Annotated in this window: 14 protein-coding genes; 2 read left to right on the top strand and 12 right to left on the bottom strand. The window is 74.0% G+C overall.

The genetic code is table 11. From position 1 onward, the window contains the following. Positions 1 to 62: 62 nt before the first annotated feature. The gene (locus tag ACFWXO_RS12610; RefSeq protein ID WP_380523589.1) at positions 63 to 1,559 is read right to left on the bottom strand and encodes a carbohydrate binding domain-containing protein; all 1,497 of its coding nucleotides are present in this window, start codon (positions 1,557 to 1,559) and stop codon (positions 63 to 65) included. Positions 1,560 to 1,788: 229 nt separating this feature from the next. After that, positions 1,789 to 2,400: a choice-of-anchor C family protein gene (locus tag ACFWXO_RS12605; protein WP_380523587.1), complete on the bottom strand. Its 612-nt coding sequence runs from the start codon at positions 2,398 to 2,400 to the stop codon at positions 1,789 to 1,791. 425 nt (positions 2,401 to 2,825) lie between these two features. On the opposite strand from ACFWXO_RS12605, the gene ACFWXO_RS12600 reads away from it, so the two are divergent. Then, positions 2,826 to 3,779 (top strand): aldo/keto reductase, encoded by a 954-nt coding sequence (locus tag ACFWXO_RS12600; protein WP_380523584.1) that lies wholly within the window; start codon positions 2,826 to 2,828, stop codon positions 3,777 to 3,779. 37 nt (positions 3,780 to 3,816) lie between these two features. Here ACFWXO_RS12600 and ACFWXO_RS12595 read toward each other — a convergent pair whose 3' ends face one another. From ACFWXO_RS12595 to ACFWXO_RS12580, 4 genes are all read right to left on the bottom strand, one after another. Beyond that, positions 3,817 to 4,419, bottom strand: a complete 603-nt coding sequence (locus ACFWXO_RS12595; protein ID WP_380523582.1) for a GNAT family N-acetyltransferase — start codon at positions 4,417 to 4,419, stop codon at positions 3,817 to 3,819. Between the two features lie 120 nt (positions 4,420 to 4,539). Further along, entirely contained in the window at positions 4,540 to 5,214 is a 675-nt protein-coding gene (locus tag ACFWXO_RS12590; RefSeq protein WP_375891153.1) for a nitroreductase family protein, read from the bottom strand. 83 nt (positions 5,215 to 5,297) lie between these two features. Continuing rightward, positions 5,298 to 6,935 carry an ABC-F family ATP-binding cassette domain-containing protein gene (locus tag ACFWXO_RS12585; protein ID WP_375891155.1) on the bottom strand — a complete coding sequence of 546 codons (1,638 nt, stop codon included), beginning with the start codon at positions 6,933 to 6,935 and terminating at the stop codon, positions 5,298 to 5,300. A gap of 113 nt (positions 6,936 to 7,048) precedes the next feature. Beyond that, positions 7,049 to 8,254 carry a trypsin-like serine peptidase gene (locus ACFWXO_RS12580; RefSeq protein ID WP_380523578.1) on the bottom strand — a complete coding sequence of 402 codons (1,206 nt, stop codon included), beginning with the start codon at positions 8,252 to 8,254 and terminating at the stop codon, positions 7,049 to 7,051. 545 nt (positions 8,255 to 8,799) lie between these two features. Here ACFWXO_RS12580 and ACFWXO_RS12575 point away from each other — a divergent pair. After that, positions 8,800 to 10,407, top strand: coding sequence for an ABC-F family ATP-binding cassette domain-containing protein (locus ACFWXO_RS12575; protein WP_380523576.1), 1,608 nt, complete (start codon positions 8,800 to 8,802; stop codon positions 10,405 to 10,407). Positions 10,408 to 10,416: 9 nt separating this feature from the next. On the opposite strand, the gene ACFWXO_RS12570 is transcribed toward ACFWXO_RS12575, so the two are convergent. The 6 genes from ACFWXO_RS12570 to ACFWXO_RS12545 form a co-directional block, all read right to left on the bottom strand. Further along, positions 10,417 to 11,949: a S41 family peptidase gene (locus ACFWXO_RS12570; RefSeq protein WP_380523574.1), complete on the bottom strand. Its 1,533-nt coding sequence runs from the start codon at positions 11,947 to 11,949 to the stop codon at positions 10,417 to 10,419. A gap of 234 nt (positions 11,950 to 12,183) precedes the next feature. Continuing rightward, a complete protein-coding gene (locus ACFWXO_RS12565; protein ID WP_380523572.1) occupies positions 12,184 to 12,837 on the bottom strand; it encodes a Pr6Pr family membrane protein in 654 nt (217 codons plus the stop codon). A gap of 137 nt (positions 12,838 to 12,974) precedes the next feature. After that, positions 12,975 to 13,688 carry a response regulator gene (locus tag ACFWXO_RS12560; protein WP_380523570.1) on the bottom strand — a complete coding sequence of 238 codons (714 nt, stop codon included), beginning with the start codon at positions 13,686 to 13,688 and terminating at the stop codon, positions 12,975 to 12,977. Further along, entirely contained in the window at positions 13,685 to 14,953 is a 1,269-nt protein-coding gene (locus tag ACFWXO_RS12555; protein ID WP_375891164.1) for a sensor histidine kinase, read from the bottom strand. Before ACFWXO_RS12555 ends, ACFWXO_RS12560 begins: the two co-directional genes overlap by 4 nt. Continuing rightward, positions 14,950 to 15,987 carry a hypothetical protein gene (locus ACFWXO_RS12550; RefSeq protein WP_380523567.1) on the bottom strand — a complete coding sequence of 346 codons (1,038 nt, stop codon included), beginning with the start codon at positions 15,985 to 15,987 and terminating at the stop codon, positions 14,950 to 14,952. Before ACFWXO_RS12550 ends, ACFWXO_RS12555 begins: the two co-directional genes overlap by 4 nt. An 88-nt stretch (positions 15,988 to 16,075) precedes the next feature. Then, entirely contained in the window at positions 16,076 to 16,615 is a 540-nt protein-coding gene (locus tag ACFWXO_RS12545; protein WP_380523565.1) for a GNAT family N-acetyltransferase, read from the bottom strand. Between the last annotated feature and the right edge of the window lie 4 nt (positions 16,616 to 16,619).

Genomic DNA, 16,619 nt, shown 5'->3' with positions numbered 1-16,619 from the left:
GCGCGGCCCGCGGGCGCGCCCGCCCCCCCCCCGCCCGGCCCCCCCCCCGCGGGGTCGTGGCGTCAGCCCGTGTACTTGCTGAAGATCTTCGCGAACTCGTACGGCTGCTGGGTGATGTTGGTGCACTTGGCCAGCGAGCCGGTGCAGGCGTTGGCGTCCCGGGTGGCGTCCCAGAAGGCGAGCAGGCCGAGGTGGTTCTGCTGGGCGAAGGTCGTCAACTGCTGGGCGGCGGCCTGGTTGTAGATCTGGTGGTCGTCGTTCTCGCCGATCATCGGGGTGACCCCGACCATGGCCCACAGCTGGGCGTCGGTCTTCGCCGGGTAGAGCGCCTTGAGCTGGCCGAAGGTCGCCTGCGCGGCCTGGACGGCGGCGTTGCCGTAGTCGCTGCCGGAGCGGTAGTAGTCCATCGCCATGATGTTCACCAGGTCCAGGTTGACCCCGGCGTCCCGGGCGGACTTGACGATGGCGACGCCGTCGCTGGTCAGGCCCTCGGGCAGGACGGGCAGGGTGAGCGAGACCTTGAGGCCGGGGTGGGCCTGCTGGAGCTTGGCGAGCGCGGCGGAGCGGCGGTCGTTGGAGGCGGTGTCGGCGATCGCCGCGCCCTCGATGTCGTAGTCGACGTAGCGCAGGTTGTAGGCGTTGACGACCGCGTCGTACTCGTTGAACAGCGAGTCCACCGAGGTGCAGGCGGCGGCGAGTTCGGTGCCGCTGGCGCCGCCGAAGGAGAGCCTGACGTCGCCGCCGGCCGCGCGCAGCGCGTCGACCTGGTCCTTGGCCCAACCGGTGCGCGGGTCGTAGGCGTTGAACCAGCTGGCCTTGCAGCCGACGCCGGTGACGAAGCCCATGGTGTAGCCCTTGACGCCGCCGGCCTTGGCCATGTCGGGCATGGACGGGGTGGGCCAGGCGCCCATGTCGATGTACGGGGCGACGGGGAGGGCGACGTTCGGCGGCGGGGTGGTCGGGCCGCCGGTCGGGGTGGAGGTCGGCGGGGTGGTCGGGGGAGTGGTCGGTCCGCCGCCGCCGGGGCCGGTGAGGGTGACGTCGTCGGCGAGGTAGGCGCCCTGCCCGTACCAGCCGTGCAGGTAGACGTTGACGCTGGTGGTGCTCGGTCCGGTGGTGAAACTGGCGGACAGCTGCTGCCAGTTGGCGCCGCCCGGGGTCCACACGGCGGGGTCGGTGACGCCGCTGCCGGTGGCGCCGAGGTAGACGTACTGGCCCTGCACCCAGGCGCTCAGGGTGTAGGTGGTGTTGGGCTGGACGCTCACGGTCTGGCCGCACTGCGCGGTGTCGCTCGCGCTCACCGCCCCCTTGAGGGCGTCGGTTCCGCTGTGGGCGCCGGAGGTGACGATGCTTCCGGTGCCGGCGGAACAGCTCCACGGGGCGAGCGTGCCGCTCTCGAAGCCGCCGTTGGCGAGCAGGTTCGCGTCCGCGGCGCCGGCGTTCCCGGCGAGGGCGGCGAGGCCGCCGGCCGCGAGCGCGGTGGCGGCGGCGAGGCTCAGCAGGGTGGTCCGGCCGGCGGGGCGGCGGCGGGTGGGGGCGTGCTGGGGCGCGCTGGGCATGGGGGTGCCTCTCGGAGCGTGGGGCCGCCCGCGCCGCGAAGGGGGGAGACGCGGGGCGGGCGGCAGCATGGGGGCTGTTCCGGTGCGGGAGGAGCGCGGTGCTGAGGATCAAACTGGACTAGACCAGCTGTGCACGTCAAGCACTTCCCGGGGTTCGGGAGCCTTCCGAGAGCAGGTTTTAGGGAGGGTTTAAGGAGGGCGGGTCGGCCCGTGACGGCCCGTCAGCCGGTCAGCCGCCGCAGCAGGGCTTGCACTCCTTCACCTGGACGTCGTCGAGCACCGGCCCGAAGGCGCCCCGCACGGTGCTCTCGAAGGTCAGCGTGGTCGAGGAGTTGTACGCGACGAAGCTGAACTGCCGTCCGACGTAGCCCATGGCGGCGCGGGTCCTGCCGGTGACGTCGAAGGAGAAGTCCTGGAAGTCCTGTCCGTCGATCAGCACTCGGCCGGTCCGCAGGGCGGGCCCGCCGCCGGGGTTGCCGGCCAGTGCGTAGCTCACCGAGTAGGTGGCGCCGGGGATCGTGGTGAAGGTCTGGGCGATGGCGCCGCTGTCGGCACCGTTGAGGTCCACCGACTGGTCGCCCTCGGCGGCCTGCCAGAACCCGGCGCCGATCAGGTCGACGCTGCCGCTGGTGACCAGCCACGGGCCGATGCTCTGGCCGGTCACCGGCTCGGTGAAGGTGTTCGGCGCGATCTTGGGGGACTCGAAGCTGCCGTCGTCGAAGCGGCTGAGCGCGCGGTGGCCGGCCGCCTGGGCCGGGGCGGCGAGGCCGGCGGTGGTCAGCGCGGTGGCGGCGGCGAGGGTGAGGGCGAGGGCGGCGGTGCGGGTGCGCGAGAGCGACATGGGTTCCTCCCCGAGGCGGGCGACGTCTTCGGTCGCCTCCGTGGCGGCGGGCCGGGTCGACCGGCCGCGGACCGAGCCTCGACCGTCGCGGCGAGCCGTGCCAAGACCGGACCGGCGGCGCCAGGTGGCGCGATGATCCCGCGACCGGGCCCCCGCGCGCCGGTTTGGCGGGGCGGACGTCCGCCGGGCCCGGGCGGACCGTCCGGGGGCGAACGCCCGGGCCGACGGCCGGGTGCGGGAGCCCGGTGGTGAAACCGGAGGCGCGCGCCCCGTTCGCGCCGCACGGCGGTCCGATGACCGTACCGGAGGCGGGGGTTGACCTCGGAAGGCTTGACCTCGAGTGCACTCCAAGGGGGAAGCTGGCGGCGTTGATCCACTTCGGCTCAGCGGAACCACAGAGCGGAACCACAGAACGGAGCACCGTCATGCGCAGCGCCTTCTTCGGCAGCGGCGGCCCGGAGGTCGGCGTGATCGGCCTCGGCTGCATGGGGATGACCCACGCCTACGACGTCCGGAGCCGGGACGACGAGAGGTCCGTCCGGGTCATCCACCAGGCCCTGGACCTCGGCGTCACCCTGATCGACACCGCCGACGTCTACGGCCCGTACAGCAACGAGGAGGTGGTCGGCGCCGCCCTGGCCGGCCCGCACCGCGAGCGCGCCTTCCTCGCCACCAAGGTGGGCATCGTCCCGGGCGGCGGCGGCCCGAACGTGCGCGACGGCCGGCCCGAGCACGTGCGCCGCTCGATCGACGACAGCCTGCGCCGGCTCGGCACCGACCACGTCGACCTGTACCAGCTGCACCGGGTCGACCCGGCCGTCCCGATCGAGGAGACCTGGGGCGCGCTCGCCGAGGCCGTCCGGGCCGGAAAGGCCCGCCGGATCGGGCTCTCCGAGGTCGGCGTCGAGGAGATCCGGCGCGCCCAGGCGGTGCACCCGGTGGCCTCCGTGCAGTCCGAGCTGTCGCTGTGGACCAGGCACGTGCTGGCCGAGGTGCTGCCGTACACCGAGGAGCAGGGCATCGCCTTCCTGCCCTTCTCGCCGCTCGGCCGGGGCTTCCTGACCGGCAGCATCTCCTCCTTCGACGAGCTGCCCGAGGACGACCTCCGCCGCCGCCTGCCGCGCTTCCAGCAGGACGCGCTCAAGGCCAACCTGGCGCTGGTCGGCAGGGTCCGGGAGATCGCCGAGCGGCTCGGCACCACCCCGGCGCGGGTCGCGCTGGCCTGGGTGCTGGCGCAGGGCCGGTACGTCCTCCCGATCCCGGGCACCAAGACGCCGCGCTACCTGGAGGACAACGTGGGCGCGGCCGCGGTCGAGCTCTCGGCGGCCGACCTGGCCGAGCTGGACGCGCTGCCGGCCCCGGAGGGCGGGCGCTACTGAGCGCCCCGGGCGTCGCCCGCCCCGAGGGCCCGGGCCGTCACCGCTCCATGACCCAGACCAGCTGCCGTCCGGTCTCGCCCGGGGCCCGGACGGCGGCCTCGGTGACCCGGTCCAGCCGGTAGCCGAGCTTGCGCGGGACGGCCGCGCTGGCGGTGTTCGCCCGGTCGCAGCGGATCTCCACCCGGGCGATCCCGGGCAGCGCCAGCGCGGCCTGGGTCAGCGCCCCGGCCGCGGCGGTGGCGATGCCGCGGCCGACGTGCCGGGCCGCGACCCAGTAGCCGATCTCCAGCGCGCCCGGGCCGAGCCGCGCGTGCAGCCCGAGGGCGGCGACCACCCGGCCGGGGGCCTCGTCCAGGTCGGCGAGGTACATGAAGTCCGTCCCGGCCTCCCAGGCGGCGGTGCCGGCCCGGGTCCGTTCGGCGGTCCGGGCCCGGGTGGGGACCTCGGCCGCCCAGTCCAGCCAGGGCCGCAGGTGCTCCAGGTTGGCCCGGACCGCCCGGTGCAGCGCGGGTGCGTGGGCGCTGCGGCGGCGGTGCAGGCAGAGGCCGCCGGGCAGCCGCAGCAGTTCGGGCGGCCGCCCGGTGGTCACCTCGGGTGCCGCCCGGACGGGCTCGCAGGACTGCGGCAGTGCGGGGCTCATGGCGGCGATTATGTCCTTGGCCCGGACCTGCCACATCCGGACGGGGGCGCATCCCGTCCCGCCGACCGGCGGGGGCGGGCGGGAGCGGGAGAGGGGCGGGAGGAGGCGGCCTCCGGCGCGTCAGAGCCGGACCATCACCTCGTCCAGCTCCTTGCGCCGCAGGTCCGGCACCCGCGCCCCCTCGGCGGGGTAGCCGACCGGGATCACGTACGCGGCCCGCTCCTCCGCCGGGCGCCCGCACACCTCGTTGAGGAACCGCATCGGGCTCGGCGTGTGGGTCAGTGTGGCCAGCCCGGCCTGGTGCAGCGAGGCCAGCAGCAGTCCGACCGCGATCCCCACCGACTCCTTGGTGTAGTACGGGCGCGGCGAGTCGGGGCCCTTGTGCACCTCGAAGACCACGATCACGGCCGGCGCGTCCTCCAGGAACGGCTTGTGCCAGTCGGTGCCGATCGGCGCCAGCGCGGCCAGCCACTCCTCGGACGCCCGGTGGCCGTAGAACTCGCGCTCCTCCGCCTCGGCCGCCTCGCGCAGCAGCCGCTTGCGCTCCGGGTCGGTGATCACCACGAACCGCCAGGGCTGGACGTGGGCGCCGCTGGGCGCGGTGCTCGCGGTGCGGACGGCCCACTCGACCACCCCGTCCGGGATCGGTTCGGTGGAGTAGTCGCGGACGGTCCGGCGCTGCGCCATCACGTCGTGGAATGCCTTGCTGCGGGCCTCGGCCTGGTGGGCCGGCACCGTCATCGGGGTGAGCGGGACGGTCGGGTGGGGCGTCCCTGCCACTGCGCTGTCAACCATGGCCGACAGCACAGCACATGACGGCCGCTCCGGGAAGAGGTAGAGACCAATTCCCGGGGCGGCCGTCCGTGTCTCGAAGGAGCCTAGAGCTCGTGCACCCGGCCGCCCCGGACCTCGATCCGCCGGTTCACCGCCACCGTGTCCAGCATCCGCCGGTCGTGGGTGACCAGCAGCAGGGTGCCGGTGTACGAGCCGAGCGCGGACTCCAGCTGCTCGATCGCGGGCAGGTCCAGGTGGTTGGTGGGCTCGTCCAGCACCAGCAGGTTGACCCCGCGGGCCTGCAGCAGCGCCAGCGCGGCCCGGGTGCGCTCGCCGGGGGAGAGGGTGCCCGCCGGGCGCAGCACGTGCACCGCCTTGAGGCCGAACTTGGCCAGCAGGGTGCGCACCTCCTCCTCGGTGAGCTCCGGCACGGCGGCCGCGAAGGCGTCCGCCAGCGGCTCGCCCCCGAGGAAGAGCCCGCGCGCCTGGTCGACCTCGCCGACCACCACGCCGGAGCCCAGCACGGCACTGCCGGAGTCGAGTGCGAGCCGGCCGAGCAGGGCCGCCAGCAGGGTGGACTTGCCCGCGCCGTTGGCCCCGGTGATCGCGACCCGGTCGGCCCAGTCGATCTGCAGGTCCACCGGGCCGAAGGCGAAGTCGCCGCGCTGGGCGACGGCCGCCCGCAGGGTGGCCACCACCGAGCCGGAGCGCGGCGCGGTGGCGATCTCCATCCGCAGCTCCCACTCCTTGCGCGGCTCCTCGACCACGTCCAGCCGCTCGATCATCCGCTGGGTCTGCCGGGCCTTGGAGGCCTGCTTCTCGGTGGACTCGGTGCGCTTCGCCTTGGCGTTCTTGTCGTTGTCGCCGCCCTTGCGGCGGGCGTTGCGGACCCCGTGCTCCATCCAGTTGCGCTGCATCTGCGCCCGGGCCTCCAGCGAGGACTTGGTGTCGGCGTAGTCCTCGTACTCCTCGCGGGCGTGCCGGCGGGCCACCGCCCGCTCCTCCAGGTACGCCTCGTAGCCGCCGCCGTACAGGTTGACCTGCTGCTGGTGCAGGTCCAGCTCCAGCACCTTGGTCACGGTGCGGGCCAGGAACTCGCGGTCGTGGCTGATCAGCACGGTGCCGGCGCGCAGGCCCTTGACGAAGGCCTCCAGCCGCTCCAGGCCGTCCAGGTCGAGGTCGTTGGTGGGCTCGTCCAGCAGGAACACGTCGTAGCGGGAGAGCAGCAGCGAGGCCAGGCCCGCGCGGGCGGCCTGGCCGCCGGAGAGCGCCGTCATCGGCAGGTCGAGGGAGACCTTGAGGCCGAGCGAGTCGGCCACCTCCTCGGCCCGCTCGTCCAGGTCGGCGCCGCCGAGGTCCAGCCAGCGGTCCAGGCTCGCCGCGTAGGCGTCGTCGGCGCCGGGGCGGCCCTCGACCAGGCCCTCGGTGGCCTCGTCCAGCTCGGCCTGGGCGGCCGCCACGCCGGTGCGCCGGGCCAGGAAGCCGCGCACCGACTCGCCCTCGCGCCGCTCCGGCTCCTGCGGCAGGTGGCCGACGTTGGCGCTCGCCGGGCTGAGCCGCAGCGACCCGCCCTCGGGGGTGTCCAGCCCGGCCAGCAGCCGCAGCAGGGTCGACTTGCCGGCGCCGTTCACGCCGACCAGGCCGATCACGTCGCCGGGGGCGACGACCAGGTCCAGGCCGGTGAAGAGGGTGCGTTCGCCGTGGCCGGCGGCGAGGTCCTTGACTACGAGTGTCGCGCTCATGATGGAGCCGATTGTAGGAGGACCGGGCCCCGAGCCGGAAAAGGCGGCGGGGCCGCGGCTGCCTTCCGGCAGTCGCGGCCCCGCACGGGACCGGGGCGGGTCTCAGCCGCCGATCACTTGGCCTTCTTGGAGAAGTAGTCGAACATGTGCGCCGCGACGTCCTCCAGGTAGGGGCCCGCCTCGTAGGTGTTGGCGCCGTTGCCGACGGAGGTGTCGCTGACCAGGGCCGGCTTGCCGTCCTTGGTGGTGTACCAGCCGCCGCCGCTGCTGCCGCCGGTCATGTTGCAGCCGATCATCAGCATCGCCGGGCGGCTCGGGTCACCGGGCTTCGCGGCCGGCTTGCCGCCGTCGCAGTGCTCCAGCTCGACGCCGTCGAAGGGCTTGCCCTCCGGGAAGCCGTAGTTGGCGACGGAGGCGAGCTGGTCGCGCGGGGCGTTGAACCACAGCGGCACGGAGCCGCCGACGGTCTCCTCCAGCGACTTGCCGCTCGGGTCGGGGTTGGTGACCTTGATGATGCCGAAGTCGTACTGGCTCCACGGGCCGCCCTTCTCCGGGTCGGCCTCCTGGGTCCACTGCGGGGAGACCATGCCGGCGGTCGCGCCCCACTCGCCGTACGGCTCGGCGTCGTCCAGCTTGGACTTCTGCTTGTTGCCGTTGCTCAGCACGCCGTTGCTGTTGAAGGCGGGGGCGAAGGTGATGTCGGTGTAGTACTTGTTGCCCTTGCCGCCGTGCAGGCAGTGGCTCGCGGTCCACACCAGGTTGCTCTTGCCCGGGTTGGCCGGGTCGGAGACGACGGTGCCGGAGCAGACGTAGTCCTCGTTGCCGTCCTTGAAGAAGATCTTGCCGTTGACGTGCATGTTCTTCGGGAAGGGGTGCGCCACGGGCTTGGCGGCGACGACCGGGGGCAGCTGGTCCGGGCCGGTCGGCGGCTGGGCGGCGGTGGGCTGGGCCGGGGCCGCGCTCGTCGGCTGGGCGGTCGGCTGCCCGGTGGGCTGGGCCGGCGCCTGCGGCAGCGGCTTCGGCTTGGCGTTCAGCAGCTTCTGCAGGGTCCAGTAGCCCTTGGCCGCCGGGGTGATCACGTTGGCCTGGGCCCACTTGTCCCAGTCGTCGAGCTTCCAGGTCTTCAGCTCTTCGACCGTCGGCAGCTTGATCGGAGCCGCGCCCGGCTTCCCGGAGGCACTGGCCGCGACCGACGGCGCGGAGGTCTGGGCGCCGGCCGGGTCGCTGTTGTCCGGGCCGCAGCCGCTGGCGACCACCATGGTGAGCGCGGCGACGGTGGCGCCGAGGACGGCACGGCTCGGCCTGGATATCGGTGACATGATTTCAAATCCCCCTGTTGACTACCGCCATACGGCCCGGTCCTCGGGTGCGGCCGACCGGGGCCGCAGGTATGGCAGGTGAGGAGTCTGCCATGCGGATAAGGAACTCCTTACAGGCGCCCCCGGCCGGTACGAGGCCGTCACCGGATCGGCACCGGATCGGCACGGGGCCGCGTTCGGCCCGGCGCGCGGGCGGTCCGGAAAACCGGTTGCGACCGTTCGCCGACGTGCCTAGCGTGGTTCGCGTCATCCGCCAGACAAGGAGAAGGCCGTTGCTCTACTGAGGTCCCGGGACACCGCCCCCGCCACGCAGGCCCCGCTGCCGCTGTCGTTCTGACGGCCGCAGTTGTCGCCGCAGTCGCAGTCGCAGCCGTAGTCATAGCTGTAGCTGTGGCCCTTGCCGCGTGGTGTGCGAGTGTGCGACCTCAGTCACGGCCCGTGGCGCGTCATCGCGCCGTCCTGTCCTCCGGCCGTCCCGGTTCCGCACCCGCGGTGTCTCCCCGTGTTGCTCGTCACCCCTTCAGCAACCACCCGGGAGGCCTTGCATGGCACAACCCACCACCGCCGTCCTCTGCACCGACCTCGCGTTCGAGTGGCCCGACGGCAAGTCCGTCCTGGACGGCTTCCACCTCGCCGTCGGCCCCGGCCGCACCGGACTCATCGGCCTCAACGGGGCCGGCAAGTCGACCCTGCTGCGGCTGATCGCCGGCGAACTCACCCCCACCGGCGGCACCGTCCGGGTCGAGGGCGAACTCGGCCACCTGCCGCAGGGCCTCACCCTCGACACCGGCCTGCGGGTCGACGAGGCGCTCGGCATCCGGGCCGCCCGCGAGGCCCTGCACGCCATCGAGTCGGGCGACACCGACCAGCGGCACTTCGACGCCGTCGGCGACGACTGGGACGTCGAGGAGCGCGCCCGCGCCACCCTCGACAAGCTCGGCCTGCGCCGCCTCGGCCTCGACCGCACCACCGGCGAACTCTCCGGCGGCGAGGCGGTGTTGCTGCGACTGGCCGCCCTGCTGCTGAGCCGCCCCGACGTGCTGCTGCTGGACGAGCCCACCAACAACCTCGACCGGGCCGCCCGCGAGCGGCTCTACGAGACGGTGGCCGGCTGGCAGGGCGCCATGGTGATCGTCAGCCACGACCGCGAACTGCTCCGGCACGTCGACCAGATCGCCGACCTCCGGGACGGCGGGGTGACGTGGTACGGCGGCAACTACGACGACTACGAGCGCACCCTCGCCGCCCAGCAGGAGACGGCCGAGCGGCTGCTGCGCAACGCCGAGGCCGACGTCCAGCGCCAGAAGCGGGACTTGGCCGAGGCCCGCACCAGGCTGGACCGCAGCGCCAGCTACGGCAAGAAGCGCGCGGTCACCCGCAACGACCCGCACATCTTCACCGGGATGCTCAAGCGCAAGGGCCAGGAGACGGCCGGCCGGCTCACCGGCATGCACGCCGAACGGCTGGAGGAGGCCAGGGCGCGGCTGACCGCCGCCGAGGAGGCGGTGCGCGACGACGCCGAGATCCGGATCGACCTGCCGCGCACCGAGGTGCCGGCCGGGCGCACCGTGCTCACCCTGCAGAAGGTCCGGCTGCCCTTCGGCGCCACCGTCGACCTCGACCTGCGCGGCCCCGAACGGATCGCCCTGGTCGGGCGCAACGGCTCCGGCAAGACCACTCTGCTGCGCACCATCGCGGGCGAACTCTCCCCGCTGGAGGGGCAGATCACCACCCCGGAGGGGCTGCGCCACCTGCCGCAGCGGCTCGACCTGCTGGACGACGCACTCACCGTCGTGGAGAACGTCAAGCGGTTCGCCCCCGCCGCCGGGGACAACGCGATCCGCGCCCGGCTGGCCCGCTTCCTGTTCCGGGGCGCCCGGGCCGAGCAGCCGGTCGGCACGCTGTCCGGCGGCGAACGCTTCCGGGCGACGCTGGCCGCCCTGCTGCTGGCCGACCCGCCGCCGCAGCTGCTGCTGCTCGACGAGCCGACCAACAACCTGGACCTCGCCAGCGTCCACCAGCTCACCCAGGCGCTGGCCGCCTACCGGGGCGCGCTGATCGTGGTCAGCCACGACCTGCCCTTCCTGCGCGGCCTGGGCCTGACCAGGTGGCTGGAGCTGGACGGCGAACTGAGGGCGGTGGATCCGATGTAGCGGCTCCTGCTACCGCTGCCGCAGGGGGCCCTGGCCGCCCCGGGCATCCTCGGCGAGCACCCGGCGGGCCGTGCTCAGGGCGGAGTCCTTGAGCGCGGCCAGCTCCTCGGGGCTGTACACCGGGGTCCGGAGGTCCGGCGCGATGCCCGGGCCGTCGAAGGTGCTGCCACTTCGGGTGAGGTACTTCTCGTTCGGCAGGACGACCGCGAAGTCCGGCGAGAGCGGCTTGATCAGGACGTCCGAGTAGACGCCCTGGGTGTTCTCGCCGATCCGGGTCACGTGCGGGGAGCGGCCCATCAGCGCCTGGGTGAAGGTCTCCGCCGCGCTGGCCGAGATCGAGGAGGTGAGCAGGGCCACAGGCCCGGTGAAGTGCTCGCCGTCCGAGGGCTCCACGCGGACGGGTACGGGCCGGGTGAACTTCGTCGGGTCGGCCGGGTCGTTCCGCGCCACCTTCCGGTAGGCGAGGTACGGGCGGTCGGTGAGCCGGGCGGCGATGTGCAGCCCGAGCGCGTCCGAGCCGCCGCCGTTCAGCCGGACGTCGAGCACCAGCCCGGTGAGCCCGTCCGGGTCGGCGAGCAGGGCGTCCAGCGCCCTGTCCAGCTCGGCGACCTGGCTGCGGTAGTCGCCGCCGGTGTAGCCGTCGAAGCTGCCCACCCGCAGGTAGCCGACGTCGTCGGGAAGCCGGCCCACGCCGAGCTTCCCGGCGGCGAAGAGCTGCTCCGGCCCGGTGAGCTGGGCGGCGACGGCCTCCCCGGCCCGGGTGGTCAGCTCCTTGGTGCGCACCGTCGAGCCGGGCCGCCGTCCGCCGAACACCCCGGTCGGCTGCCCGTCGACGATCCGGGCCAGCCCGGTGTGGGCGTCGCCGAGCGGCCGCAGCATGTCGACGAACACCTCCTGCAACTGGTCGGTGGTCGTCGTCGGCGTGATCCGTCGCCGCTGCTCGTCCCGGACGGCGTGCCAGTCGATCCCCTTGGCCGCGAAGAAGGGGTAGTTCTCCTCGAAGTCCTCCCAGAACCGGTCGAAGACCGCGAGCGGGTCGTTCGGTGCCGGGGTGGTGCACAGGGCCGGCAGGGCGGGGAGCCGGTACAGGTCCTTGGTGCCGACCCCGCCCTCCTCGCGGTCGACCAGCCGGTCACGGCCCTTCGGGGTGAGGGTCACCGCGTTGCTGCCCACGACGTAGCGGACGGTACCGTCCGGTCCCGGCGGGCCGGCCTGCGTCGCGGTGATCCAGCCGGGCACGCAGCTGTGCGCGGTCACGTCGTAGGTGGTCAGCTTGCCCCCGTCGACGGCGACCACCGTGCCGTAGCCGTCCATCCGCCAGACTCCGGTCGGCGGACTCCCCGGCCGCCCCTCGGCGGCGGCCGCCGTCCCCGCCGCCGGCCCGACCGCCGTGGCGAGCACCAGTGCCGTCGCCAGCGCCGTGGTGGTGGCCGCCGCCCTGGCGACCTTCCGGGACCTCGCCCTCGGCCCCCGCCGTCCCTGCTCGAGGTTCGGCCTCCGCCGACCCTGCTCGATGTTCGACCCCCGCCGACTCTGCTGCATGTCCGGCCTCCGCCGAGTGTCCGGCCTCCCCCGCGGAACCCCTCCGCCACCGTGCCCACGACGCTACGGTCGCCCGCACCGCCCGGTCGTCATCCGACGCGCCGCTCCCGTCCCCTCCTCCGGGCCCACTCGCACGCCCGGTCGAACCACCTCGGGAGGGATGGACGGCAAACCCTTTTGACGGCGGGTGGAAATCCGTCGTGGCGGATCCGAGGCCGGCCGCGTCCGCCTCTCCTACTCCTGCGCCTCTTCCCGCTTCCACCTGCCCGCGACCAGGGTGCCCAGCCGGTCCAGCCCGACGACGGCGGCGCCGAGCACGATGAACTCGACCGTCAGCTGGGCTATCTGGCCCCAGACGTAGCCGTAGCCCTTGGTCGTCGGGTCGAAGAAGAAGTACGGGTAGGGCCTCGGGAAGTCGGCGAACAGCGCGTTGCGGGCGAGCACGATCGCCGCGTAGCCGAGCGGGAAGGCCAGCCAGAGCGGGAGGTTCTTCCAGGTCGACGCATTGCGCGGCTTCAACGCCACCCAGTCGACCAGCACCATCACCGGCGTGACGTAGTGCAGGAAGAAGGAGGACCAGTGCGCCAGCCGGTCCGGCCCGTCGACCAGTCCGGGCAGCGGGCTGGCGCCGTGCTGGAGCAGGACGTGCGAGACCAGTCCGGTGATCAGGATGTACAGCGTGGCGGCCCCGCGCAGCCGGGGCGCGGGCGCGTCCACGGTGTCGCGCTGGAGCATCCAGTACACCGCGCCGATGAAGTAGCCGAGCACGATGACGTTGCTCTGCACGGTGAAGTACACCAGCGACGCGTCCCCGAGGGTCAGGCCGAGGCCGGCCGAGAGCACGATGCCCATGCGCCACCACAGCGCGGGACGGGTCCGGACGGTCATGCGGCCACCAGTTCGTTCCAGGCGATACGGGAGGTATCGGACGTTCGGAGGGGAAGATCGCACTCTACTCGGTGGTACCCATCGAGGGAACTTGTGTACGAACTTCCGCCGCCGAACCGTCGCGGCCCCCCCTTCGGTCACCCCGGCAGGACGAAGCCCGATTCGTAGGCCGCGATCACGGCCTGGGTGCGGTCCCGGGCGCCCAGCTTGGCCAGCACGCTGCCGACGTGGGTCTTCACCGTCTCCTGGCTCACCACCAACTGCCGCGCGATCTCCGCGTTGTTGAGTCCGGTGGCCATCAACCGCAGCACCTGGCCCTCCCGTTCGGTCAGCCGCCCGATCGGCCCCCGGTCCGCGGCGGCCTCCCGGCGGCCGTCCGCGCCGTGCCGCAGCGCGAGTTCGCGCACCGCCGCCGGGAACAGCAGCGAGTCACCGCGCGCGACCAGTCGCACCGCCTGCACCATCTCCTCGGCCCGGGCCCGCTTCAACAGGAAGCCGGCCGCGCCCGCGCGCAGCGCGTCGTACACGTGGTCGTCGTGCTCGAAGGTGGTGACCACCAGGATCCGCGGTGGCTCGGCCATCCCGCGGACCAGCTGCTCGGTGGCCCGGATCCCGTCGATGCCGGGCATCCGGACGTCCATCAGCACCACGTCCGGGCGCAGTTCGCGCGCCAGCGGTACGACCTCGGCGCCGTCGGCGGCCTCGCCGACCACGGAGAGGTCCGGTTCGGCGTCGATCACCACCCGCAGGCCCATCCGGACCAGGCGCTCGTCGTCCGCGATCACCACGCGGATGGGCCCGCCCCCCGCGCCGCCCCCCGCGCCGTCCCCCGCACCGTTGCCGTCGTTCATCCCCCAGTCCCTCCCAGCGGCAGCCACACGGCCAGCCGCCACGTCGTCCCGTCCTCGCTCGGCCCGACGGCGCTCCCGCCGCGCAGGGCCGCCGCCCGTTCCCCGATCCCGCGCAGCCCGCGCCCGCCGCCGGGGCGGCTCGGGCGGGCCGCGCCCAGCGGGTTGGTCAGTTCGATCTCCAGTCGGCCCGCGTCCAGCGCGACCCGCAGCCCTGCCGGGGCGGGCCCGGCGTGCCGGAGCACATTGGTCAGCCCCTCCTGGACGATCCGGTACGCCTCGCGGGAGACCCCGGCGGGCAGTGCGCCCAGGCCGGGCGCCAGCTCGGCGTCCACCGTCACGCCGGTGCGGGCGAGTTGGCGCAGCAGGTCGTCCAGCCCGGCCAGCGTGGGCCCGGCCGGTCCGGTGCCACCGTCCTCCTCCTCGCGCAACAGCCCCAGCACGGTGTCCAGTTCGGCGACGGCCCCGCGCGCGGTCTCCTCGATCGCGCGCAGCGCCTCCGCGGCGAAGTCCGGGTCGGTGCGCAGCACCCGGGCGGCCGCCGAGGCCTGGATGCCGACCGCGCTGAGCGCGTGCCCGACCGAGTCGTGCAGTTCCCGGGCCAGCCGGTTGCGCTGGGCGAGCACGGTGGCACGCCGTTCGGCGGCGGCCAGCCGCTCCTCCGGGGTGGGGCCGAGCAGCCTGGGCGCCCAACGGGCCAGCAGCGCACCGCAGCCGGCGTTGCTGACGACGATCAGCAGCAGAACGGCCAGGCCCAGTGCGGGGCCGGTGAGCATCCAGCCGGGGAAGCGGTCCGTCCAGTAGCCGGAGAGGTCCTCGGACCCGATGAGGCCGAACATCAGCACCACCGCGAAGGGCGCCCCGGCCAGCGTCATCCCGGCGACCACCCCGCCGGTGAACAGGTGCAGCACGAAGAACGCGGCGGTCCGCCACCGGGCGGCCCAGGACCGGGACGGCCCGGTGGCCAGTTCCTCCGGCCGGGCCACCGCGCACAGCGCCCGGGCGGCCGCGCCCTCCAGCCCCCGGACGGTCGGCACCAGCGCGGTCACCGCGGCCATCGGCAGCGAGGTGAACAACGACAGCATCTGCAACAGCAGTTGGCGGGCGTGGCCCTGGTTCGGGTTGAGCGCCCCGAGTCCCACCGTCGACAGCAGGTAGTAGGGCATCAGCAGCGCGCCGCCCAGCACCAGGTGCACCCAGCGCAGTCGGGCCCGCCGTCCGAACAACACCTCGCCCGCCCGCCGGATCCGGCGGCCCCCCGTACTCACCCGGGCGACTTTACGTCAGCACCGCCGGGGCCGTCAGTGCCGTCGGGCCCGTCAGTGCCGTCGGGTCCGGCTCCCCGGCCGGGCGCGGCCCCCCGTTCGGTCAGGGCCACCGCGCCCGCGGCCAGCATCAGGGCCCCGGCCGTGAACTGCCCGGCCTCCACCAGGGCCAGGAACCCCGGTACGGCCCGCGGCAGGTCCGGCACCGTCGTCGAGGTCCCGAACGCCACCAGCAGGAAGCCGCCCCAGCCGAACAGCGAGCCCGCGCCGGTCCAGGCCACCAGCAGCGGCACCCGCAGCCGCCGTCGCGGCCCGATCCGGAAGACCAGCACCAGCAGGGCCAGGGCCGCGGCGACGGCGGTCACGGCGGTGGTCGCGTCCATCGTCGCCATCGACCGGTCGTACTCCTCGGCCATCCGCAGCGGCAGTCCCACCGTCCCGCCCGCCGCCCAGTACGCCCGGGCCGTCGCGACCCCCAGCGCGACCAGCGCGGCCACCACGGCGAAGGCCCGCTGCACGTTGCGGGTGGGGGAGTCGGGCAGGTCGCCGATCCGGTCGTGGAGCAGGCCCGTCCAGCGTCGGCGGGCGTACAGCGCGAACGCGGTGAACAGGGCGGCGCCCTGCACCCCGAAGCCCCCGTAGACCACGGCGTACACCCACCCCGCGAGGCCGTCGTCGGCCTGCTGCGCCGCCGTCCGGTGCTCCGCCCCGAACACCAGCGAGCCCAGCAGGTCCAGTGGGACGACCACCAGGATCGTCCCCAGCAGCCCGGTCGCCACCCACATCGGGAACGCCACCAGCGCGGCCGGGGCCCGCCGCCCCCACGGCCGGACGAAGGCGAGCGCGAGCAGCAGCGCGACCACCTCCATGCCGAAGGTGAGGAGGTTGAGCGTCCACAGCCCGTCCAACGCCTTCGCGTCGCGCACGCCCACGGGGGAGCCGGACAGCCACAGCAGTTTCAGCGTCAGATAGGGCACCGTGGCGGCCATCGCGATCCCGGCCGCCGCCCCCCGCACCACGTCTTCCTTGCGCCTCATGCCCCCTACGCTGCCGCCCCACCCCGGGCCGCGGCCTCGGCCCGGGGTGCGATCCCCCTCCCCCCGGCGGGGGATCTCCGGCCCCTCCCTACGCCATCCGGTGGATCAGCCGGTCCTCCTGGTCGACCCGCCCGTCCGGGTCCGGCACCAGCCCGAGCCGCTCGGCCAGCCGGCGCGACGGCAGGTTGTCCGCCCTGATCAGCGCCGTCACCGGAATCCCGGGGAACCGCGGCAGCGCCTCCGCCATCGCCGCCCGGCACGCCTCCGCCGCGTACCCCTTGCCCCACGCCGACGGCCGGAACCGGTAGTACAGGTTGAACACCGGCTCCCCGTCCAGCGAGTGCAGGAACAGCCCGGCGACCCCGATCACCACCCCCGGCTCCTCCCGGGTCGCCACCATGCAGTACCCCACCCCGTCCCGCGGCCAGTCCGCGATGAACCCGGCCAACTGCTCCCGCGCCGCCCCGAGATCCCGCTGCGGCCCGTCCGGGTTGTACCGGTTGGTCTCCGGATCCCCGTGGATCGCGAACATCGCCTCCGCGTCCCCCTCCTGCGGCCGGCTCAACACCAGCCGCTCGGACACGGCGACGACCGTGCGGGCATCGGTGGGCAGATCAGTGGTGGTCATGGAG

The sequence above is a fragment of the Kitasatospora sp. NPDC059088 genome, from assembly GCF_042738155.1.
Taxonomy (GTDB): domain Bacteria; phylum Actinomycetota; class Actinomycetes; order Streptomycetales; family Streptomycetaceae; genus Kitasatospora.
This window is presented reverse-complemented; position numbering and strand designations above follow the sequence as displayed.

Coding starts and splice junctions, on each gene's coding strand:
- ACFWXO_RS12610 (WP_380523589.1), bottom strand. CDS start 1,559: ATGCCCAGCGCGCCCCAGCACGCCCCCACCCGCCGCCGCCCCGCCGGC.
- ACFWXO_RS12605 (WP_380523587.1), bottom strand. CDS start 2,400: ATGTCGCTCTCGCGCACCCGCACCGCCGCCCTCGCCCTCACCCTCGCC.
- ACFWXO_RS12600 (WP_380523584.1), top strand. CDS start 2,826: ATGCGCAGCGCCTTCTTCGGCAGCGGCGGCCCGGAGGTCGGCGTGATC.
- ACFWXO_RS12595 (WP_380523582.1), bottom strand. CDS start 4,419: ATGAGCCCCGCACTGCCGCAGTCCTGCGAGCCCGTCCGGGCGGCACCC.
- ACFWXO_RS12590 (WP_375891153.1), bottom strand. CDS start 5,214: ATGGTTGACAGCGCAGTGGCAGGGACGCCCCACCCGACCGTCCCGCTC.
- ACFWXO_RS12585 (WP_375891155.1), bottom strand. CDS start 6,935: ATGAGCGCGACACTCGTAGTCAAGGACCTCGCCGCCGGCCACGGCGAA.
- ACFWXO_RS12580 (WP_380523578.1), bottom strand. CDS start 8,254: ATGTCACCGATATCCAGGCCGAGCCGTGCCGTCCTCGGCGCCACCGTC.
- ACFWXO_RS12575 (WP_380523576.1), top strand. CDS start 8,800: ATGGCACAACCCACCACCGCCGTCCTCTGCACCGACCTCGCGTTCGAG.
- ACFWXO_RS12570 (WP_380523574.1), bottom strand. CDS start 11,949: ATGCAGCAGAGTCGGCGGGGGTCGAACATCGAGCAGGGTCGGCGGAGG.
- ACFWXO_RS12565 (WP_380523572.1), bottom strand. CDS start 12,837: ATGACCGTCCGGACCCGTCCCGCGCTGTGGTGGCGCATGGGCATCGTG.
- ACFWXO_RS12560 (WP_380523570.1), bottom strand. CDS start 13,688: ATGAACGACGGCAACGGTGCGGGGGACGGCGCGGGGGGCGGCGCGGGG.
- ACFWXO_RS12550 (WP_380523567.1), bottom strand. CDS start 15,987: ATGAGGCGCAAGGAAGACGTGGTGCGGGGGGCGGCGGCCGGGATCGCG.
- ACFWXO_RS12545 (WP_380523565.1), bottom strand. CDS start 16,615: ATGACCACCACTGATCTGCCCACCGATGCCCGCACGGTCGTCGCCGTG.